Here is a 20619-nt window from a genome sequence, read left to right on the forward strand (position 1 = left end):
TCCGCATGTCTTTGTCATGTGGATCATCGGGCCGTGCAAGCGGCCCGAATTTCGTTGAATCACCGAGGTTTGCGCCAGAATTTGAGCGTACCGCTCAGGTGCCAAATGACGCCGGGCCAAATTGGCGTCTGAAAGACTGCCCGCACTATGCAAGTTGTGATCACTGCCGTCGGACCTGACAATCGTGGTCTTGCCGACCCGATCGTCCACCATGTGACCGCTGCCGGCGCCAACATCTTCGAAATCCAGATGTACGATCACGATTCCGAGCGGCTGTTCGCGATGCTGCTGCGGTGTGACTGGCCATCTCCGGCGTCCGAGATCGCCGCCTTGCGTCAGCAAATGCACGAAATTGGCCACGAGAAAGGGCTGTCCATCCGCACCTGGTCGCGCGATGAGCGGACCGAGCCGCCGCGACTGGCCATTTGCACGACATTTCGCCCCGAACCGGCCCTGGCCCTGTTGCGATCGATTCGTGACAAACGATTGAATGCGACCGCGGCCGTGATGCTCGGCAATCGAAACAGTTGCCGCGGAGTTGCAGAACAGTTCGGTGTCGACTGGCACAACATCGGCGATGCACGAGGCGAGCCCGACAACGCGCGGATGATCGAACTGTTCGACCAGTACGAAGTCGACTACATCGTGCTCGCGCGGTATATGCGTGTGCTTCCCGCGAGCACCTGCTGGCGATTTGCTGGCCGAATTATCAATCTACACCATGGCCTGTTGCCTCCCTTCCCTGGTTTCCGCCCCTACGAAGACGCGTACCAGCACCGCATGCTGACCTATGGCGCGACCGTCCACTTCATCGTCCCCGAACTGGATGCGGGAAATCAGATCATCCACCAAAGCACGTTTACCGTTTTCCCAGGGACATCACTGGAATTGATCAAGCGACAGGGTGAAACGGATCACGAGCCCAGTTGCCTGGTCGAAGGCATTCGGCGGGTGGTCGACCGGGAAGTCGAACTACACTTCCACCGTGTCGTTCGCCGCGGGCAGCTTGGTTGAATCACAGACCGAGTTCGGTCAGGATGTCATCGTGAGTTGTCAGTCCATGCCAACTTGGCGGCGTGCGAGTGAAGCGTCAAACCGGAATTGGCACGTTGACGAACGCGTTACGAGCAGACCCACGAACCTGCGGACGAGGCTCTCCCACCTGTCAGGACAACGCGGCTGCGCGACCTGGCCTCCCCATGGATGATGTCATCTGAGATTGGATTATATGCCCGACGAACGTCCTGAATTGACGATCCGTTTGATGGACGCGACAGACCTTGATCGCGGGTTTTTGGAAGCAATCGGCGCCCTTAGGCCCGCCGAATTGACGCGAGATCAAGCGATTAGCATCTACCGCCATCGATTGCGATCGCGCGTTCGGACCTATGTGGCAATCATCGACAACCGCATCGCAGGCACGGCGGCGGTGTTCATCGAGCCAAAATTCATCCATTCCGGGGGGATCGTCGGTCATATCGAAGATGTCGCCGTGCATCCGGCCTTTCAAAAGCACGGTGTGGGGCGAGCTTTGGTCGTTCATCTCTTGAATGAATGCCGAAATTTCCACTGCTACAAGGTGATCCTCGACTGCGCGGAAGGCGTCATTCCATTCTACGAAAAGCTCGGATTTCACCGCTGGGAACGAGCGATGCGTATCGACCTATAGCTTGCAACGATGGTATCCGCCCCTGTGGCCACAGATCCCGTTCATACAAAAGTAACAGCCCGGATCGAATGCGTTCCCTAGGAAAACATTCGATCCGGGCTGTTTTTTCGGCCACCGGTGAAGCGTGCCACCAGGATTGCAATCCGGGTTCGCCACGCCTTCGCGCCATTCAAGACGCGTCGGCGTGACGAAGGTCTTTACCCGATCAATCAGACATGCCACGACGATTTAGATGCCAGGAACGTCGAGATGCTCTTCCTCGGCGATCTTTCGCAGCTTTTGCAGCGCACGCGATTCCAGTTGACGAATTCGCTCTTTCGTCACGCCCATCTTGTGACCGACCTGCTCGAGTGTCAGAGGGGGATTCCCATCTTTCAGCCCGTACCTCGACACGATGATGTCACGCTCACGAGGGTCAAGTTGCGACAACAGTTCCATCAGCGCTTCGTGCTGTCGCTTGTTGATGAACTCTTCGTTCAACCGTTCGCTTCTTGGATCAGAGGCTTGATCAAACACTTCTTCGTTGCCTGTGCGGAACCGATCAAGTTGTGTGTACTCGGCCGGAATCGAACGGGCGTAGTTCTTCATGATCGCCCAACTTGCATACGTGGAAAATTTGAATCCGCGTGTGAAGTCGAACTTCTCGATGGCGCGAATCAACGAAATGTTTCCATCGCTAACCATTTCGAAGAAATTCGCGTTCGGCTTCATATGCTTTTTCGCAATCGACACCACGAGACGCAGATTGCTGCGAATCAGGAAATTCTTCACTTCGTTGGCTTGTTCGATGAGCGATTCAAGCCGGTCCATATCCTTGTTCTTCGGTTGCGAAACATCAATCTGCTTCTGCAACTGAGCCGCCTGATGCAGCAGGAAATTCATCTTACGGAAGTAGTAAACTTCCTCTTCTTTGGTGAGTAGCGGAACCGAGTACAAGCTGTTTAAGTACGGTGGCAACCCGGGTGGCGTTTTCACGACGCCCGACTTCCGATCGACTTCCGGCGCGGGCTGCAGAATGGTCTTTGCCGCCCCGTCTTCATCAAACTGCGATGAATACATGTAGTCGATTGGCTTTTCCACAAGCAATTCAGCCCGGACTTCTGCGACGAGCCGATAAATGCTCGTCCGAGTTCGACCATACTTTTCCGATAATTCATCCGCAGTAATCCCTTTCAGGAAACTGCGATGAATTTCGCGTTTGTGTTCGTCGGTGATCGTAACCAACGCATCGGGAAACACGGCCAACTCCGGATGATCACGGTCATAATTCTTAAGGGTGTAACGAACGGTTTCAGGCGATCGGTGAAATTTCCTTGCCAGACGATGGCTAATTTCCGTCGGACAGCCGCCAGCCTTGGCCAGTCGGCGAGCACGCTGGATCAATTGTTCACGTTCCTCGACCGTCAATTGGCTGAATTGCGTTCCGCGATCGACATCGTCCGCATGTTTGGTCACAAATCGTTCGACCGATGATCGCAAGAACCCGACGCGCTTCCGTCCACCGAAACGAAATCGGCGACTGACAAGCCCACGATCTCTCCAACGCGAAACGGTTTTCGACGACACGTTAAAGCGTTTGCTGACGTCTTCGACCGTCCACACTTCTTCCCCGGCATTTTCGACCGGAATATCCGCGCTGTCGGAAAGATCCTCCACGAAGCACCGCAGGTCATGCACCGCCTCGGCCCCACTGACGACCAGATCGGGATACATTTCACCCCGATAAGTCGTAATTTTTTCACACAGTTCGGGATATCGATACATACCGACTGGGTTCAATTCATCCAACAGCCGCTCGGCGCGTGAAATCTGAGTCAATTGGACGTCACGCGGCGCATATTTGATTTGCTGATCACGAAGCTGCTTAATCGCTGGATTTCGATAACGCATGTCACGCCTCCCGCCATGAAGAGACAGGTTTTGGTCAATCACTTTCGTCGAGAATCGACCGTGTCACACTGACAGCTCAATTCCCGACCTGTTCTACGATGCAAAGCGAGTGCCGTTTGAGTCACCCTATGGATTGTGTTCGTCAAGACGTCACAACCTATCCATACGCAAAAACCGGACACTGAGATCAAAATAAAAGTTCACAACCTTGGAAATTTCTGCAATCCGTTACACACAAAGACGCTCCGTCTTTATTTTGCGGCAAGAACCGATCACTTGAACACCACGTAAGGGCAAGTCCGGAGGAAATTGCCGCTGCCATTCCTGCTGGCCCGCCATCGCGAAACGACCGCTTCGCAGTCGTCACACTGGTATATACCGTCAGACGGACCAGACCTTACACCGCCCGAAAAGAAGGCCCAATCGATTCAGCCCGAGCGTTCGAGCAGAGACTGTACGAAACACCGGCGTGACTCATTCGAGGTTGAAGGCCGCGGCCCCCGAATCCGAATCAAGAACTGACGAAGTAGATCAAGGCATCGTCTTGAGGAGGAACCGATGTTCAACCTGTTGCAAACAGCCAATGATGACCAAACAGCAATTTTTGCGTGTGCGGCGACCATCATCGGTGCGGCGGCGTTGGTTTTTGCTAGTTTTCACCTGGGTCCAGCCGGACAGCGACTAAAAAATCGCCAGCGAGCTCAATCGGCAATCGGTTACCCGAACGCCCCTGAATTGGATCGCGGCGTGTCGCAAGAACGCGCCGCTTGAGCTTCAAGACAATCATCCGGGTGGCCAAGGCCGACTTCGCGTCGCGGCGGCCACCGGAGAACCGATGTTCGGGCTCATTCCGGATTCGACGGAACGAATTGACGATTTGTACGTATGACTCGCCAAAATCCGATGGCAAGTCGTCGGTTGACGCGATATTTTTCATCGAACATTCGGTTTGCGGCGGGAGATGATGTCATGCGAATTTCGATGCGATTCATGCTGGCGGGCGGATTGGTGGCGTTTGGCTACGTGATGGGAAGCACCGCGATATTTCGCGTGGCTCAGGCACAACCCGATGCCGCGACGCCCTCTGAGGACGCGATCAAGAAGATTGGCGATGCCAATGTCTCCCTCCGATCCGCAGCCCTGCAGTTGACATCTGAGTCGCGGTATTCATCGGCCACCAAATCCGTGAATTCTTATGCGGTGCTGGTGGGCGGGATCGACGTCAAAGAAGATCTGGAAGACGGCCATGGGGTCGACCCCGAGACGTTTGCGGCCCTGAACGTCGCGATGTACGAACTCAAGAAGAACAACGTCAAAGACGATTCGCTGGCGGACTGGATCGATCCAAACTTGTTCTCGTATGACGCAAGCGGTCATCTCATGTATCGGAATAAAGTGCTGCGGATTTATTCAATTTCGCGTTTGCGCAAATTGAACGCACAACGAATGGTTGTGCTTGGCGAAGCCAAAGACGCCAAGACGCCAAAACAATAACGATCGCTCAAATGCGACACTCTTGGCAAAGTCGAGCGTCGCCCTTGGCACACCCTTCGAGAATTGATGTACGAGAATTGATGTAACGGTGGACGCAAGAAACAGTGGCCGCAAAAACGCTTGAACGAATCCAGAAGTGAGTCTGGTCAAGCGATTTTGATCCCGCCAGCAGGACGAATGGAAATCCGACGACCTCGTTCGAATTTGTTTCCATCGCATACTTTCATCCGATAAACTAGGAACGCCCTTTCGCGCGGTACGATTCGTGACAGTCAATTTCGACTCGACGACTCGTCCTTCATCAGAAGCGAGACTACGACAATGAAACGATCCTTCTTCCGGCGATTGTTGTTGGTTCCCGTGCTCACCGCGGGTTTCACTTCGACCAACGTGGGTGCCGTGGAAGTCCCGACGCCAGCCAGCGTGTTGAAGCATACCCAGGGCAATGGTCAGATCGTCCAGGCCTTGTTGTTAAAACTTCAGCAGGATTCGGCCGGTGTCGTCGCTCGTGACCATTTCGTGTTCATGGATACGTCGGCCAGCCAGGTGGGAATGTATCGCGAGCAGTCTTTCGCCGTGCTTGAGTCGATGCTCAAAGCACTGCCAAAAACAGACCGCGTACGGCTGTATGCGATTGATGTCCAAGCCGAATCGTTCATGACGGACTTTGATCATCCGCAAAGCGATGTTGTCGCGGCCGCTCTGACCGCCCTGAACGACCGCATTCCACTCGGTGCGACAAATATCCAAGGTGTCGTTCAGGCGGCCCTGGAAGCACACTCCTCTGATCGTGCTTGCTCGATCACATACATCGGCGATGGGATGAGTACCGCCGATCTGCTCGAAACGGCCGAACTGCAGACTCTCGTCTCGAAACTTCGAGAGCAAAAGATTCCGTTTCACAGCTTTGGAATTGGCCCCCAGATCAACCTCCAATTGCTGGGTGTCCTCGCGCACCAGACAGGCGGCTCGATCGATTTTGACAATCGCGGCGTGATTGGAACAGACGGCGGAACGCAGACATTCGCCCCCGCCGATCGAGGAGCAAAACTCGGCAAGGCCGTGCAGCAACCCGTGGTGTTCCCAACGTCTGTTGTGATTTCATCCGCAATACCCCAATCACTCCCTCTGTTGCCGCTCCGAACAGATCGCGAAACGATTCAAGTGATTCGCGGCCCGCTAGCTGCGAATGCAAAACTGATCGTCAACTCGAACGATCTCCAAGAGTCCGTTGAGTGGACGCTGGCGGCAGCCGTCGAGCAGCGCGGATCGGGATTCCTGGGAGCCATGTCTGAGCAATTTAGCCAGGACCAAGGACTGAGCAACGGACTGGCTGGCCGCGATTTGATGCTGGTATTCCAGAACGGCTTCGCCAATTCCATCGACGACGCCCTGCAATTTGGCGCGAAGCAACTTCAACGGGGACAGGCCGGCAAGGCCGAGCAGGTCGCTCAGCAGGTCACCGCGATCGATCCTTCAAATCCAGTGGCGAAAGAACTTTCGCTGGCCGCCCAACAATTTCAGGTCCGCCAGGTCTCGCAGCCCGCCCCGCAGGACCCAGGTGTGAGCAAGGACGATGGGGCGCAACCGAACCCGAATGCGAGCCTCACGCTTGAACAACAACAGATGATTCGCGTGAAGACGGAAAAACTTCGCAGCCAGGTCAGCAGCGCCATTCAAGATTCAAAACGGCTCGAACCCGAATCGGGATTGGCCCGCTTGAAACAAATCGACAACTACGTTCGCTCGTCGATTGACGTGGCTCCCGATGATCGGCTGCAACTCCAAAAGCGACTCGAAGCCGAAATCAGTCAACTGCGTAATCGCTCTGAAAAGGTGGCTCAGGAACGCGTTCAGCTTGCCGAGCACCTTTCTCAACTGGAAGCGCAGCGCCGCCTGACGGAGCAAATGGAGTTGGACGAAGAGATACTCGAAGGGCTGATCGAACGCGTTCGTGGCCTGATGTATGAAGGAAAGCATGGCCGCGACGAAGCCTATGCCGAAGCACAGAATGTGGCCGACGTGGCAATCGATCTGCGTCCCGGTTCTGGTACTGCATCTGCCGCACGATTTAACGCAGAATCAGCCCACCAATTGACCCGGGCCTTCCGTTTGCGTGCCCGTCGTGCAGACCAAGTGCTGGAAACTCTGCACATGGTCGAGTTGTCGCACATCCCGTTTCCTGATGAACCACCCGTCCGCTTCCCGCCTGCAGAAGTCTGGAGCGCTCTGACGGAACGTCGTGAGAAGTGGAAGAACATCGACCTGCGTAGTGAGAGCCCTCGCGAACGCCGCATTCAGTCGGAACTGAAAAACCTTTCAGAAGCCAACTTCGTCGATGTGCCGCTCAAGGAAGCGATTGATGTACTAAAAGCCAATCACAACATCGAAATTCAATTCGACGCGAAGGCCCTCAGCGAAGACGGAATTAGCACCGACGCTCCAGTGTCTTTGACGCTTTCAGGCGTGACCCTTCGTAGCTTACTGCGATGGATGCTGACCCCTCTGCAATTGACTTATGTGATCAAAGATGAAGTTCTGATGATCACAACCCAAACCGCTGCAGACGCCGATTTCACAACCCGCGTTTATCCCGTGGCCGACCTCGTCATCCCCATCGTCTCGGTTGGGATGGGGGGTGGTGGCGGCATGGGCGGGGGAATGGGCGGGGGAATGGGTGGTGGTATGGGCGGCGGCATGGGTGGTGGTATGGGCGGCGGTATGATGGGTGGTGGTGGTGGTATGTTTAGCGTGCCACCTGAACAACCCAAGGGCGATGTCGCCGAGCCCGCGAACCCAGGAAAGTTCGACAATAAGACGATTCAAAAGCTCAAAAAAAAACGAGCCCTGTAATTGAATCATCGCCCGCCGTTGGCACAAAGCCGGCGGCGAGCACACCAGATCAAAGCGACGCAGCCACGACGTCGGCCCCCTCTCAAAAGGTGACCGACGAGCCCAAACCGAAGATCGATCTGCTGAGCCCGGATGCGACGCCCGCCGAACGGTCAGCACACTGGAATCGCTTCTTCAAAAACAAGATCAAGCCCGAGATCGTCTCCGATTTCGTGCTTGATCTTGTTGAGCATCGCAAGTTCGAAGATGTGATCGCTTGCCTTGAACAGGCGATCCGCAGCGGACAGATTCAACCCTGGATGTATCAGGTACTCGCCCTCTCCATGCAGGCGGTGGGGCGGCCCAATGCTCAGGTTGAGCGAGTGATGCTCTCCAGCCAGGATCTGATCTCGAACGATCCCAACGCGATGATGATTCTCGCGGCCTATCTCGTACGATTCGATCGCCACGATCGCGCCATTGAACTGTATCGCCAAGCGGCGGCACTCAACCCCTCTCGCCCAGAACCGTATGTGCTCGCTTTGGAGTTAGCGACGCGCACGAAAAACTATTCCGCCGTGGCCTGGGCCGCTCCCGAAGTCCTGTCGTATTCCTGGAGTAAGGGGCGCGAGCGAATGAATCAGCTCGCCGAACAATCGGCAGCAGAGGCGGAAGAGGCGTTCATCAAGGCGGGCGATCTGAAGCGAGCGACGGATCTTCGCACCGCCATGCAGCAGGCGCGACACCTCGACCTTGTGGTTCGACTCGAATGGAGTGGACAGGGTGACCTTGATCTGCAAGTGGCCGAACCCGGAGGATCGACCTGCTCGCTCCTTCAACCGATGACGATGAGCGGTGGCATCTTCGTCCATGATGGCTTCGGACCGAATCAAGATAACTGCTATGAAGAATACCTCTGCCCTCTGGCCATGCCCGGTGAGTACCGAGTGATCATCAAGCACGTCTCGGGGACGGTCGTCGGTAAGCGAGCACGCCTGACGATCGTTCGCGACCGCGGCAGCAAACAGGAAGATGTCATCACCGAAACGGTGATGCTAGGACCGAAGGATCAAACGGTCCGAATTTCGATGAGTCACGGACGACGAACGAAAGCAAACGCGGAGCCGAAGAACTTCGATCCGAAGGAAGGCTTGATTCCACGCGGTCACCACGCGGCCCTGGCGCAACTTGCGAATTCGGGTGGGACAGCCCAAGTCGGGATTGGCCCCAGCGCGGTCGGCTTCACCCCCGTTGTGTCTTTGATCAACGAAGGGATTCGCATGGGAGCCATGGCCACAGTGTCTGGCGACCGCCGCTACGTGAGGATCAATGCCTCGCCCATTTTTTCTTCGATCACAGATGTTTTCACATACACGATCGCCCAATGAGCCATTGGCGGACTCGATCAAACAACGGCCCTTTTCAATCATCAACGCACGTGGTCTGAAAAGGGCCGAGGCAACACAAGCGGACGAATCAGGCACGCTGCTTTTCGGCGATCACCTTATCCAGTTCTTCGCGAAGTCGCGGCAGAATTGCGTCATAGGGAAAGGCCCCCAGTTCGACGGGGCCCTTCTTCAAATTGACGAAGTTCGGACCACACCACAGCCCCAAATCGGCATCGTCGGTCTCTCCTGGGCCGTTGACACGGCACCCCATCACCGCAATCGTGACCGCATGATCTTCAGCATAGGCGGTCATTTCTTTGACCTGCTGCGCCAGATCGATGAAGGCCTCGTTCTCGACGCGTGAACAACTGGGGCAACTGATGATATTGAGCGTCTTCAGCCCGTAGTCCACGAACGACCGAACACGGCCGGCGGCGATATCGTCGAGAATTTTTTTTCCGGCGACGATTTCTTCAGCCTTCCGCGAATTCGGCACGGTCAACGACACTCGAATCGTATCGCCAATTCCCTGGCTGATCAGTTGCTCGAAGGCAATTCGGGTTTTGATGATTCCATCCGGCGGCATTCCTGCTTCCGTAACCCCCAGGTGCAGGGGAATATCTGGACGCCGTTCGGCGAAGCGACGATTCCCTTCGATCACATTCTTCGGATCAGAATCTTTCAGCGAGACGCAGAAACGGGAAAAATCGAGCGAATCCAGAAACTCGCAATGTTCCCAAGCACTCTCGAGCATCGGCGTCAGCGAATCGTCAGCTGCGTATTTCTCTTTCTTCGCAGGATCGACAGATCCACAGTTCACTCCGACGCGTAGCGCGCAATCGTATTCACGCGCGACACCAGCCAGGAAGCGAACTTTGTCTTGCCAGGGCTTTTCACGTTCATGATGGTAAAGATGGCCAGGGTTGTACCGAATCTTGTCCACATATGGTGCCACGACTTCGGCAAGGCGATAGTTCTCTTGCAAATCGACCGCCAGATTGGCCTTCGTCTGCTTTCGGATCTCCGCGAGCGCCGCCGCATCCTTGTTGCTGTCGACGGCGATACGCACCACGCCAGCACCTGCCGCCAGCAGATCCTCGATCTGCTTCACTGTCGCATCAATATCCTGTGTATGCGTCGCAGTCATGCTCTGTACCGCGATCGGATGACCACCGCCGATGTACGTGGTCCCAATTTTCACTGCGCGAGTCGGGTTCCGCCGAAGTTCCACTGCTGTCTCCGTAATTGCGACTCAACGCCAACGCTCGAGTCTTCCAAACGATCCGATTGTCGTCATGACATTGTAGCGCATTGTCGGCGCACACTCGGCTTTTGGCAAGCGGATGGCAAGTCGTGCCGGATGCGGGACCGCGATTTGAGTTCACCCGGCGTTTTCGGCGTGAAGATCTGATTCGATTCGGCGATTCAGACATCCGCCCGACGCCAGCGCGACATCGCCGCGTCATCCATTTCTGAAATCATTCGGTTCGCGGAATGCGTCAGCTCTGCTTGAGCATGCTTTTCCGCGAGACGTTCGAGTCCACGAAACGCCTGATCGGCTTTCAGAAGTTGAACCATCCGCAAATTCACCTGCGTCTCGGCCTCGATGACCGTCCGAGAGGCTGCCTCGAATTCATGCCGCAACTGCTCGAGATGTGACTGGCGATCAGCAACGTGGCCTACAGACCAGCCAGAGCTTTCGTTGAGCCGTCGCAGCTCGTCCATGAGTTCGTTTCGAGCCGAACCGATTTGCCCCTGCGTTTCGAGACAGACCGCGAGCTCCGCGCGGGCCACCGTCACCGCCACTGCCAGTTGGTCTCGTTCTTGCTGGCGGAGATTCAAAATCGCTTGCAGTCGAAATGGGTGAGTCATGTTGAAGATCGACATCTTTCCAATGCCCAAGCACGAACCTGAATCTCGACCTCGAAATCCAGAAGTCATTTGATTACAGGAAGATAAGAACTTTGAAAAGAGCAATCTCGACGTCTGTCCGCGTGAATCGTTGCTACCGCTACGGCCGTGACACGGAATCGAAAAAAGGGCAATCGGACGATTCCCTGCAGTTCCAGCGTGGTACGGTTCGATTGCAAGAGCCGATGCGGATCAACAGGTCAGGAGGAGTGTCAAACCTGAAGTGATGCGTCGATGAACTCTCAGCGGGCGCCCAATGAACCGAACCTTGTTTCAAGGTCCGATGTCCGTCAGAATTCTGGCATCATGCACGGAAGTCAATCTCTCGAAAGTAGATTTCAATAATGGTTAACGTTGGGATTCTCGGAGCGACGGGTTACACGGCGCTCGAACTGATGCGGATCATCGTCAATCATCCTGAAGTGGAATTGACGGCCTTGACCTCGCGTCAAGAAGGGTCTCCACATGTCTCCGCAGTGCACCCCAGCTTGACTGGGCGGATCGATATTCGTTGTGAAGATCTCAAACCGCGCGAAGTTGCCGAGCGGGCTCAATACGTATTTTGTGCCCTTCCCCACGCGGCGAGCATGGCCGTTGTCCCGGAATACATCGCCGCAGGCTGCAAGGTCATCGACCTGAGCGCCGACTACCGACTGAACGATCCTGCGGTCTACGCCCAGTGGTACGGGCATGTCCACACCGATCCAACGCGGTTGGGATCGACCCCATACGGTCTACCAGAGCTTTTTGCGGACCGAATCCGATCGGCCGACCTGGTTGCCAACCCTGGCTGCTATACCAGCACATCGATCCTGGCGCTGGCCCCCGCCCTCTGCGCAGGTCTTGTCGAGCCGCAGGGGATCATTATTGATGCCAAAAGCGGCGTCAGTGGAGCCGGACGGACACCCAAACTCGGTACCCTCTACGCCGAATGCAACGAAAGCTTTTCCGCATACAGTGTGGGAACACACCGACACATGCCCGAGATCGAACAAGTTTTGACGCAAGCGTCTGGCAAATCGGTCGAAGTCCTGTTCACACCGCACCTCGTTCCTATGGACCGGGGAATTCTGGCCACGATCTACGCCAAGCCAACCCGAGCTGTCACGCAGGAAGAATTACTGGCGGAGTATCGACGGTTCTATATTGGAAAGCCGTTTATCAGGGTCGTTGACCACCTGCCAACGACAAAAGACAGTGCCTACACGAACTTCTGCGACATGACAGTTCGAGTGGTCAAGGGACGTGTTTTGATCGTCGCCTGCCTCGACAATCTGATTAAGGGAGCGTCAGGTGTCGCAGTTCAGAATCTGAACCTCATGGCGGGTTTCCCTGAAACCATGGGATTGCTGCCGTGCGGACGATGATTTCCGCGTAAGATGGAATTCAGAAAAAGGTGTCGTCACGAATCGAAATACGATGCCTTTGCAGAACGTGAAAGTTGGTCGCAAAGTCGACAAAACTTCTCGGGCGACACTTTAGAAAAGACCGCCTGAACCCTACATTTGAATGTTTGCGACACAGGTCGACACCGAACCGACTCTCATTCGATTGAACTACACATGCGGCAAATTGGCTCCATCTCAGATCTCAACGCCGTCAATCGATTTGCAGACCATCTGCGAGGTGAAGGGATTGCCTGCTCGATCGACGAAGGGACAGGTGGTTACCGAATCTGGGTTCATCACGACGACCATGTGGAAGCGGCCAAGCAAGAATTCCTCGCGTATCTGAATGATCCCGAACACCAGCGATATCGCGATGCGTCCAACCGCGCCATGTCTCGGATTCGCGATGATGTCAATCGAATGCGGCAGGCACAGGCGAAAACCGTCAATGTCTCGGATGGATGGCGTCGCTCGACCAATGCAAACTGTCCGCTGACGATCCTGCTGATCGTGGTGTCGCTGCTCGTGGTCTTCAAGTTTGGCCTCAATCCAGACTTTGGCGACATCAATGCGGCGAAACTGCTGTTCTCGACAGACGGCAAATGGACAAGCATCAATCATGGCGAAGTGTGGAGACTGATCACCCCCATCTTTCTCCACTTCGGGCCAATGCATCTGATCTTTAACATGATTTGGACCTATCAACTGGGAACGCAAATCGAACCCAAGATCGGCTCCTTCAAGTTCCTGCTGATGGTGATTGTGATCGCCGCGTTGTCCAATGCGGCGCAGTTTTGGTTTCACCCTCGAAACTTGTTTGGCGGAATGTCAGGCGTTGTCTACGGGCTGTTCGGGTATATCTGGGTCAGGGGAAAGCTGGAACCAGAAAGCGGCCTTTTCCTGCCACAACAGACGATCACCTTCATGCTGCTTTGGCACGTTCTGTGTTCCGTTGGCGTGATTCCCAATGTTGCAAACTGGGCACATGGAGGCGGACTGTTGGCCGGTGTCGCGATTGCCTTCCTCGGCAACATGCTGAAGCCGCTGTGGGCCCGAAGGTAGGTGAGAAAAATTCCCTTGTTCGTGAGCCCACCTGCTTCGATCGAAATGATCGCAGACATTCTTAGAAAAGGCGGCCTGGCGGCGCTGCCAACAGAGACCGTTTACGGTCTTGGTGCGAACGCGCTTGATCCCGTCGCCGTCGCCCGGATCTTTGCGGCGAAGGAACGCCCCTTCTTCGACCCGCTGATTGTCCATCTGGCAGACCTTGACTGGCTTCCCCGCGTTGTCAAAAGCTTCCCCCCCATCGCAAAGACGCTGGCGGAACGGTTCTGGCCGGGACCAATGACCCTGGTTCTACCCAAATCCGAGGTCGTTCCTGATTTGGTCACATCCGGCATGCCCACGGTTGGAATTCGCATTCCCGATCATGAGCTGACACGCCAAGTACTGAGACTCGCGAATGTTCCTGTGGCAGCGCCGAGCGCGAACCTCTTCGGGCGACTCAGTCCGACAACCGCCGAACATGTCCGCGAACAACTGGGCGATCGGATCGATGCACTGCTCGATGGCGGCCCCTGCCGCGTCGGCGTCGAATCGTCGATTCTCCGCGTTGAGGGGGATCGCGTGACACTCCTTCGCCCAGGGGGAATTCCGGTTGAAGAGATCGAAATCGCCGTCGGAGCTCCCGTACATCACGAACTGACAACCGGAGACAAGCCAGCAGCGCCAGGCATGCTCGACAGCCACTACGCCCCGCGCACACCTCTGACCGTCGGCAATCAGATCCCGCCTGCCGCGCCCTGGCCGCGTTCGGGTCTCCTGACATTTGAGGCACCGCACGATTCTCATGGCTACGCGATGGTCGAGGTCCTGTCACCCAAAGGAGATCTGGTGACGGCCGCGGCCCAGTTTTTCCAAGCGCTACATCGTCTCGACGCGGCGGGGCTTGATGGGATCTTTGCCATCGCGTTTCCAGACCGTGGGCTGGGGCGTGCACTGAATGATCGACTGAAGCGGGCTGCGTTTCGTAAAGCCGAAACCCCAAATTGATGGACGAAGAATAACGCGCATAAAAAGAAAAATTGGGAGACCTGGCCGTCAAGATTTTCAGATTCCGGACCTGTTTCTCGATAGCCATCTTGTCCCAACCGGCGTCTGCGCCTATGGTGTGTCAGTTGGGTGTGATCTATTGCGAGTGGAGATCTGGTACGGGCGTAACGAGATGAAGAACGATTTCAAGCCGGGCGATCCGGTTATCTTTCGCGTCACGAAACAAAGTTCCATCCCTGGACCGCGCGCTGTTGACGTGCACCCTGCCCAAAGTGGCGAAACCTATTCGTACGAAGTCGACAAATTCTGGACTGTCCGCGAAGTCCTTGACGATTCGGTCATGCTGATCACTCGTCGCGGCAAGCGCCGGACGATTTCACGAGGCGACTGGCGGCTGCGACATGCCCGCTGGTGGGAACGCTGGTTGTACTCCGAACGGTTCCCCAAACTGTCGCAAGTCGACGATCTGACCCCGACCGCCGCACCCGGCACAGATTGATTTCGGCATCGCTCGCCAGCGCGATCGTCAGCCATTAGAGTCATGTGAACAGGCATCCTGAATCCATCCTGTTTGGAATTGGGAATTCTTGGCCCCCGTGGCGTAATGTCAAAGCCCGGTTGGCGAGGAATGGCACTCATCACAGAGGAAGACTCTCATGAATCTCGCGGAACTCACCTGGCCCGAAGTGGATGCCCTTTCTCGAGACCTGCCAGTGGTGATTCCCGTGGCCGCACTCGAACAACATGGCCATCACTTGCCGGTCTTTACCGACAGCATGCTCTTGGGGGAAGTGGTTCGCCGCGCCAGTGAGGCGACAAAAGAGCGCGCACTTTTCACACCTCTCATGTGGCTGGGAAATTCACACCATCACATGGACTTCCCTGGAACCATGTCGGCGTCTCCGCGGGTCTACCTCGATTTGTTGAATGACCTGATGGAAAATCTGCTGACGCATGGATTCAAGCGGCTGGTGTTGCTGAACGGCCACGGGGGCAATTCGACTCCGGGTAAGCAAGCTGTCTTTGAAGTGCGTCAACGACATCGCGAGCGATTCGACTTGCTGCTGTTGTTTGCCACCTACTGGGAACATGGTCAACCGAACCAGACACGTCCTGATCTTGTCCAACAGCAAATGGGGCATGCCTGCGAATGGGAAACCTCGATGATTCTGAGGCTGGCCCCTCACCTTGTGAAAGACACGAAATCGCTGAAAACAGTGGATGCCGGCTATGACTTTGATCCCGCCTATCGAGGCTGGACCACTAAAGATCGGACCGTGCCCGGCCACATCGGCGAACCCAAATTTGCTTCGGCCGATAAGGGTGAAGCTCTGTTTGCGGCGTTCTCCAGCGGCGTGGTGAAGCTGATCGACGACGTGGGCGCGTGGGACGGAAAAAGCTGGTCCCAATCGAATTGAAACCCCTCTGGTGAGTCATGCCGTATTTTTGGTTTGTGGTGATTTGCCTGATCTGGGGCAGTAGTTTCGTATTGATGAAGCGGGCGACACTGTGCTTGTCGCCGATTGGAGTCGGCGCCGGCCGTGCCATCGGCGGCACTCTCGTGCTGGCGCTGATTTTTCTGTTCATGAAACAGAAAAGGACAATCCGGCGCGAAGACTTCCTGCCGCTTGTTGCGGTCGTGATCCTCGGATTCGTCTGGCCCCACTCCCTGCAGCCAGAGATGGTCGCGCGGCATGGCGGAGCCTTCGTCGGAATGACAGTCGGCTTCACTCCGCTCCTCACGATTCTGGTCTCAATCCCCATCCTGGGACTCTGGCCGACAAAACGGCAAACGATCGGTGTGATTGGTGCACTCGCCTGCATGCTTCTGCTGCTAATGGACCTGGGAAAGCAGTCGATTCCACTGACGGATATTCTTCTGACGTTCAGCGTGCCTTTGACGTATTCCGTTGCGAATGGAATCATTCGCCGATCACTGAAGCACCTTCCCCCATTGGAATTGACCCTCCTTTGCCTGGCGTCCGCGGGTGCGGTCATGCTCCCCCTCTCGCTGGTCGTCGGAAATCATCGCGAAGCCGACCCCAACCAATTCGCACTTGCCCTGGCATCTGTCGCAATCCTTGGTGTTGTCGGAACCGGGATCGCAACCTTCCTGTTCAATCGAATGGTCCAACAACAAGGCCCTCTGTTTGCCGCGATGACGACGAACCTGGTTCCCGTCGGTGCCTTTATGTGGGGCCATTCCGACGGTGAGAGAATCAGCACGATGCAGGTCGCCGCGCTCGTCGGAATTCTCGCGATGGTGACGTTCGTTCAGGTCGGAGCCGCCCGTCCCGCCGCACTCGAATTGAGCTCTGCCGAACAATGACGTCGCAAATGATCGCAAACCCATGACGCACGATTTCGGACGGCATTTGAACGGCTCACAAATACGTCGCACCGTGCCCAGGTTCCATCAGTGACTCACGCGCTCGGTTTCCATGATCGCGCAGGGAAGATATCCTGACGGCGTGCGAGTTCGCTCTAACAGACAATTTCCAACTGGGAATCCAACCGACCATGAATCATTGGACGATCGCGAAAGCCGCCGCCCTGCTGTGTGTGCTTGCCCCCGCTGTCTCAGCCGAAGACTACACGTTACATACGTTCAAAAAGCTTCGCTTGAACGACCAGTTCTGGAGCGAAGGTGCGAATGTCGGCGACTTCAACCGCGATGGCAAAATGGACGTAGTCTGCGGTCCCTACTGGTACGCAGGTCCCGATTTCAAAGAACGTGCCGAAGTCTATCCCGCAAAGGCGACCTTCAAACTGAAAAAGGAAGATGGCACTGAAGTCGTCATCCCCGGCTTTGAAGGTGGATTGGGCGTCAATAACGCGTACTCCGACAATTTTCTCACGTTCACACATGACCTGAACGGCGATGGCTGGACCGATGTTCTGGTGTATGGGTTCCCCGGCGCGGCGGCGAACTGGTACGAAAATCCCAAGAACGAAAAGAAACCCTGGGCGGCACATGTGGTCTTCGACACCGTCGACAATGAATCTCCGACCTGGCTCGACATCACAGGCGATGGCAAGCCCGAGATGGTCAGCGGGGCCACGCGGTCGGTCAATGGCGAGAACAAAGGATTCCTGGGCTACGCCACGGTCGATTGGTCGGCTGCCGACAAGGCTTGGACGTTCCACAAAGTCACGCCGCCCGGAAGTTGGCAGCGTTTTACCCACGGCCTGGGCGCAGGCGACGTCAATGGGGATGGGCGGATCGATCTGCTCGCCCTGGAAGGCTGGTGGGAACAACCGGCATCGATTGCAACCGATTCAGAATGGAAGTTTCACCCCACGTCATTCGGCGGCGGCGGGGCTCAGATGTATGTCTACGACGTGAACGGCGACGGACTGAACGATGTGATTACCAGTCTGAAGGCACACGAATATGGCCTGGCCTGGTTTGAACAACACCGTGAGGACGGCGCGATCAAATTTCGCCAGCATCTGATCATGGGAAGCGAGCCGAAGGAGAATCGGTATGGGCTGAAGTTCTCGCAACTTCATGCACTGGATCTGGTCGACATGGACGGCGACGGCTTGAAGGATATCGTAACCGGAAAGCGATTCTGGGCGCACGGTCCAAAAGGCGATGCCGAACCAGAAGCCCCAGCCGTCGTCTATTGGTTCAAGCTGGTGCGTCAGACGGACAAGTCAATTGATTGGGTCCCTCAGTTCGTCGACGATGATTCAGGCGTCGGAACGCAAGTTCTGGCGACGGATGTGAATGGTGATGGACGTCCCGATATCGTCGTTGGAAACAAGAAGGGTGCTTTTGTTCACATTCACGAAACAAGAACCGTCTCGAAGGCCGAATGGGAAAAATCCCAACCAAGGCCATTCGCCGCAGCGGCAGGCGTCTCACAGAAGTAGATGACAAATCATACGTTACGGTAATTTATCGGCAATGTCTTCCCATGCCGCTCGAACTCACATGAAGATTGACGGCATGGGAGGCCAACGCTACATTTGGCCTGCGTCAGGTATGACATTTGAGACGTGTGCGAGATCTTCCAAGTTTTCCGACAGAAGACTCAACCTCAGCGACTGTCCTGCCGATTAAAACGTTCGCTGGCTCCGTGGCCAAGTGGCTAAGGCAACGGATTGCAAATCCGTCATCGTCGGTTCGACTCCGACCGGAGCCTCTTCAGAAGGCGTTGTGAGTGATTCACTTACAACGCCTTCTGTCGTTTTTATAGAACGATGAAAATCGTCGTCTCTGCCTCAATTCCGACACACCCGTCCCAGCAGACTCTTGGTCCGGTTCGATCGCGGTTCCGTCCCCTTCCACCGGTCGACGTCTTGGCACCAGATCGCCGACACCGTGAGCTCAAGGGGCGCGACAATCTCATCAAGCATAGCGCCCGGATCGTGAGCCCCATTGAGCTCAGGGCCGTGCTCTCGGCAATCCTTCCTCCCTGCAACCCTTGCTTCGCGCCGCTCGTACCGCCAGAATAAAGACATACCGTCAGTAATTGCCTACATGTTCTACGAGGCCCGTCATGCGAGAAATCTTGAGGGGTTGGAAGCGGAAGACCGGCTTGGCGACATTATTGCTGGCGTGCCTATTTTGTGCGGGTTGGATCAGGGGATTTTTTGTCGAAGATGTTTGGCAGCCGCCGACCGGAGTTCAATTGGGCAATTTGCATGAAGACACAATTCAGTATGTCTTCAAATCGTCGGCTCACGGGATGACATGGGAGAAATTCGAAGGGCTTCACGGGACAAAATTCGGTTGGCAACCCGGCTGGGGTACTGATCCAACCATGCCAACCGACGAAATGGAAAACAAGGTCATCGGTGATATTAAGTGGCGATGGCGATGGGGAGGGTTTGATTTTCGCGATTCGCAGAGGAACGACATTCACCATACGCGCAGCAAAATCCCCTACTGGCCGATCGTTCTTCCTCTTACCGCTTTGGCAACCTGGCTCCTGCTGTCAAAACCTGGCGCGCGGATGCCGTCACCTCCCACAAACGCAGGGAGCCACCAACCATAATGACCGACTTTAAGCTGTGGCGTCGCAAGTTCGGTGTGCTGACACTGCTGCTGGCGTGTGTGGCAATGACCGGGTGGGTGAGGAGTTTTATTTTCGCCGATTGGATTGAACGCTCCAGCATTAAAATCGTTTCGCTTGATGGTGGTGTGTGCGGGGAATACACACGCAACCTCCATGAATTCATACGAAAGCTGTCACTTTCCACGGTCTCAGCAGAACATGCACCCGATCAATATCGCTTTTCGACACGATCCGCACATTGGAATCAGAAGGTCCTCGGATTCGGCCTGAAGACCTATGGAGGCGACTCTCGGAATATCGGAGGAATTGTCTACAACTCATCCTTCAGCGTTTATCGAATTCCCTACTGGTCAATCGCCCTACCGCTGACCGCCCTCTCCGCACACCTCCTGCTCTCGCGGCCTCGCACGCGGAAGCCATCAACGCTCACGAACGCAAGAGGCCAATTGCAATGAGTGATTTCAAACCGCTGCGAAGGAAGTTGGGCATTGTGACGCTGATTCTAGCGTGTGCGTTCATGGCGGGGTGGATCAGAAGCCAAACCAATCTGGACTCGCTATTTCGGTTGAATCAGATGGATACGCACGTCCTGATCTCGTTCAACGGGCGCATCTGTTGGGAGAGAATCTGGCCCGTTCGGACGCCTCGGCCATCAAGATGGCTCTACCGACACAACGGGGTAGTCCCCAGCTTTGAGGATCAGTGGGAAGGATGTGACATTCACTGGAGGGTTGCGACATTGGGATTTAACTTTTGTACCTTTTCCAGAGACGAAAATGTACCAGGCGGCTCATCGTGGACTCTCGAATTCGATTCATGGGAGATCCCGTACTGGTCGATCGTTATCCCACTGACCGCCGTATCTGCCTACCTGCTGCTCTTCAAATCGTGTAACGAAGCCGTCGCCAACGACAACACCAGCGTCCGCCCAGGGGTTCCACAACTCGACCGATGACTGAACGTATTGG

Annotated in this window: 19 protein-coding genes and 1 tRNA gene; 17 read left to right on the forward strand and 3 right to left on the reverse strand. The window is 55.6% G+C overall.

Annotation, left to right across the window (positions count from 1 at the left end):
• Positions 1 to 147 precede the first annotated feature (147 nt).
• Positions 148 to 1014, forward strand: coding sequence for a formyltetrahydrofolate deformylase (locus OSO_RS0103660; RefSeq protein WP_010582182.1), 867 nt, complete (start codon positions 148 to 150; stop codon positions 1012 to 1014).
• 214 nt (positions 1015 to 1228) lie between these two features.
• The gene (locus OSO_RS0103665) at positions 1229 to 1669 is read left to right on the forward strand and encodes a GNAT family N-acetyltransferase (protein ID WP_010582183.1); all 441 of its coding nucleotides are present in this window, start codon (positions 1229 to 1231) and stop codon (positions 1667 to 1669) included.
• A 228-nt stretch (positions 1670 to 1897) separates the two neighbouring features.
• Here OSO_RS0103665 and OSO_RS0103670 read toward each other — a convergent pair whose 3' ends face one another.
• Positions 1898 to 3559 carry a sigma-70 family RNA polymerase sigma factor gene (locus OSO_RS0103670; RefSeq protein ID WP_010582184.1) on the reverse strand — a complete coding sequence of 554 codons (1662 nt, stop codon included), beginning with the start codon at positions 3557 to 3559 and terminating at the stop codon, positions 1898 to 1900.
• A 558-nt stretch (positions 3560 to 4117) separates the two neighbouring features.
• Between OSO_RS0103670 and OSO_RS50585 the strand changes: the two genes are divergently transcribed.
• From OSO_RS50585 to OSO_RS0103695, 4 genes are all read left to right on the forward strand, one after another.
• Positions 4118 to 4330, forward strand: a complete 213-nt coding sequence (locus OSO_RS50585) for a hypothetical protein (RefSeq protein WP_010582185.1) — start codon at positions 4118 to 4120, stop codon at positions 4328 to 4330.
• 198 nt (positions 4331 to 4528) lie between these two features.
• A complete protein-coding gene (locus tag OSO_RS0103680) occupies positions 4529 to 5053 on the forward strand; it encodes a hypothetical protein (RefSeq protein WP_040591589.1) in 525 nt (174 codons plus the stop codon).
• Positions 5054 to 5374: 321 nt separating this feature from the next.
• On the forward strand, positions 5375 to 7906 hold the full coding sequence (locus tag OSO_RS0103690; protein ID WP_029246609.1) for a vWA domain-containing protein: 2532 nt from the start codon (positions 5375 to 5377) through the stop codon (positions 7904 to 7906).
• Between the two features lie 89 nt (positions 7907 to 7995).
• Positions 7996 to 9273: a DUF2135 domain-containing protein gene (locus OSO_RS0103695; protein WP_029246610.1), complete on the forward strand. Its 1278-nt coding sequence runs from the start codon at positions 7996 to 7998 to the stop codon at positions 9271 to 9273.
• Positions 9274 to 9361: 88 nt separating this feature from the next.
• Here OSO_RS0103695 and ispG read toward each other — a convergent pair whose 3' ends face one another.
• Both ispG and OSO_RS0103705 read right to left on the reverse strand, forming a co-directional pair.
• Positions 9362 to 10504 carry a (E)-4-hydroxy-3-methylbut-2-enyl-diphosphate synthase gene (gene ispG / locus OSO_RS0103700; RefSeq protein ID WP_010582188.1) on the reverse strand — a complete coding sequence of 381 codons (1143 nt, stop codon included), beginning with the start codon at positions 10502 to 10504 and terminating at the stop codon, positions 9362 to 9364.
• Between the two features lie 194 nt (positions 10505 to 10698).
• Positions 10699 to 11145, reverse strand: a complete 447-nt coding sequence (locus tag OSO_RS0103705; RefSeq protein WP_010582189.1) for a flagellar export protein FliJ — start codon at positions 11143 to 11145, stop codon at positions 10699 to 10701.
• 383 nt (positions 11146 to 11528) lie between these two features.
• Here OSO_RS0103705 and argC point away from each other — a divergent pair, with 383 nt between their 5' ends.
• The 11 genes from argC (at position 11529) to OSO_RS0103770 (ending at position 20606) form a co-directional block, all read left to right on the forward strand.
• Positions 11529 to 12551 carry an N-acetyl-gamma-glutamyl-phosphate reductase gene (gene argC / locus OSO_RS0103715; RefSeq protein ID WP_010582190.1) on the forward strand — a complete coding sequence of 341 codons (1023 nt, stop codon included), beginning with the start codon at positions 11529 to 11531 and terminating at the stop codon, positions 12549 to 12551.
• Positions 12552 to 12746: 195 nt separating this feature from the next.
• On the forward strand, positions 12747 to 13634 hold the full coding sequence (locus tag OSO_RS47415; protein ID WP_010582191.1) for a rhomboid family intramembrane serine protease: 888 nt from the start codon (positions 12747 to 12749) through the stop codon (positions 13632 to 13634).
• A 21-nt stretch (positions 13635 to 13655) separates the two neighbouring features.
• On the forward strand, positions 13656 to 14624 hold the full coding sequence (locus OSO_RS0103725) for an L-threonylcarbamoyladenylate synthase (RefSeq protein WP_029246612.1): 969 nt from the start codon (positions 13656 to 13658) through the stop codon (positions 14622 to 14624).
• Between the two features lie 172 nt (positions 14625 to 14796).
• On the forward strand, positions 14797 to 15123 hold the full coding sequence (locus OSO_RS0103730; protein WP_010582193.1) for a hypothetical protein: 327 nt from the start codon (positions 14797 to 14799) through the stop codon (positions 15121 to 15123).
• Positions 15124 to 15280: 157 nt separating this feature from the next.
• Complete coding sequence (locus OSO_RS0103735) at positions 15281 to 16042, forward strand: creatininase family protein (RefSeq protein ID WP_010582194.1); 762 nt, start codon at positions 15281 to 15283, stop codon at positions 16040 to 16042.
• Between the two features lie 17 nt (positions 16043 to 16059).
• The gene (locus OSO_RS0103740) at positions 16060 to 16953 is read left to right on the forward strand and encodes a DMT family transporter (protein ID WP_010582195.1); all 894 of its coding nucleotides are present in this window, start codon (positions 16060 to 16062) and stop codon (positions 16951 to 16953) included.
• A 191-nt stretch (positions 16954 to 17144) separates the two neighbouring features.
• The gene (locus tag OSO_RS42025) at positions 17145 to 18503 is read left to right on the forward strand and encodes an FG-GAP repeat domain-containing protein (RefSeq protein WP_010582196.1); all 1359 of its coding nucleotides are present in this window, start codon (positions 17145 to 17147) and stop codon (positions 18501 to 18503) included.
• 200 nt (positions 18504 to 18703) lie between these two features.
• Positions 18704 to 18775: transfer RNA gene (locus OSO_RS0103750), tRNA-Cys, on the forward strand.
• Between the two features lie 357 nt (positions 18776 to 19132).
• Complete coding sequence (locus tag OSO_RS0103760; protein ID WP_010582197.1) at positions 19133 to 19630, forward strand: hypothetical protein; 498 nt, start codon at positions 19133 to 19135, stop codon at positions 19628 to 19630.
• Entirely contained in the window at positions 19630 to 20106 is a 477-nt protein-coding gene (locus tag OSO_RS0103765; protein WP_010582198.1) for a hypothetical protein, read from the forward strand. The genes OSO_RS0103760 and OSO_RS0103765 overlap by 1 nt, the downstream gene beginning before the upstream one ends.
• Positions 20103 to 20606, forward strand: coding sequence for a hypothetical protein (locus tag OSO_RS0103770; RefSeq protein WP_010582199.1), 504 nt, complete (start codon positions 20103 to 20105; stop codon positions 20604 to 20606). Before OSO_RS0103765 ends, OSO_RS0103770 begins: the two co-directional genes overlap by 4 nt.
• Positions 20607 to 20619 lie beyond the last annotated feature (13 nt).

The sequence above is a fragment of the Schlesneria paludicola DSM 18645 genome, assembly GCF_000255655.1.
Taxonomy (GTDB): Bacteria; Planctomycetota; Planctomycetia; order Planctomycetales; family Planctomycetaceae; genus Schlesneria; species Schlesneria paludicola.

Bases quoted from the DNA above. Each gene is read 5' to 3' on its own strand.
- OSO_RS0103660 (WP_010582182.1), top strand. From the start codon at position 148: ATGCAAGTTGTGATCACTGCCGTCGGACCTGACAATCGTGGTCTTGCC.
- OSO_RS0103665 (WP_010582183.1), top strand. From the start codon at position 1,229: ATGCCCGACGAACGTCCTGAATTGACGATCCGTTTGATGGACGCGACA.
- OSO_RS0103670 (WP_010582184.1), bottom strand. From the start codon at position 3,559: ATGCGTTATCGAAATCCAGCGATTAAGCAGCTTCGTGATCAGCAAATC.
- OSO_RS50585 (WP_010582185.1), top strand. From the start codon at position 4,118: ATGTTCAACCTGTTGCAAACAGCCAATGATGACCAAACAGCAATTTTT.
- OSO_RS0103680 (WP_040591589.1), top strand. From the start codon at position 4,529: ATGCGAATTTCGATGCGATTCATGCTGGCGGGCGGATTGGTGGCGTTT.
- OSO_RS0103690 (WP_029246609.1), top strand. From the start codon at position 5,375: ATGAAACGATCCTTCTTCCGGCGATTGTTGTTGGTTCCCGTGCTCACC.
- OSO_RS0103705 (WP_010582189.1), bottom strand. From the start codon at position 11,145: ATGACTCACCCATTTCGACTGCAAGCGATTTTGAATCTCCGCCAGCAA.
- argC (WP_010582190.1), top strand. From the start codon at position 11,529: ATGGTTAACGTTGGGATTCTCGGAGCGACGGGTTACACGGCGCTCGAA.
- OSO_RS47415 (WP_010582191.1), top strand. From the start codon at position 12,747: ATGCGGCAAATTGGCTCCATCTCAGATCTCAACGCCGTCAATCGATTT.
- OSO_RS0103730 (WP_010582193.1), top strand. From the start codon at position 14,797: ATGAAGAACGATTTCAAGCCGGGCGATCCGGTTATCTTTCGCGTCACG.
- OSO_RS0103735 (WP_010582194.1), top strand. From the start codon at position 15,281: ATGAATCTCGCGGAACTCACCTGGCCCGAAGTGGATGCCCTTTCTCGA.
- OSO_RS0103740 (WP_010582195.1), top strand. From the start codon at position 16,060: ATGCCGTATTTTTGGTTTGTGGTGATTTGCCTGATCTGGGGCAGTAGT.
- OSO_RS42025 (WP_010582196.1), top strand. From the start codon at position 17,145: ATGAATCATTGGACGATCGCGAAAGCCGCCGCCCTGCTGTGTGTGCTT.
- OSO_RS0103760 (WP_010582197.1), top strand. From the start codon at position 19,133: ATGCGAGAAATCTTGAGGGGTTGGAAGCGGAAGACCGGCTTGGCGACA.
- OSO_RS0103765 (WP_010582198.1), top strand. From the start codon at position 19,630: ATGACCGACTTTAAGCTGTGGCGTCGCAAGTTCGGTGTGCTGACACTG.
- OSO_RS0103770 (WP_010582199.1), top strand. From the start codon at position 20,103: ATGAGTGATTTCAAACCGCTGCGAAGGAAGTTGGGCATTGTGACGCTG.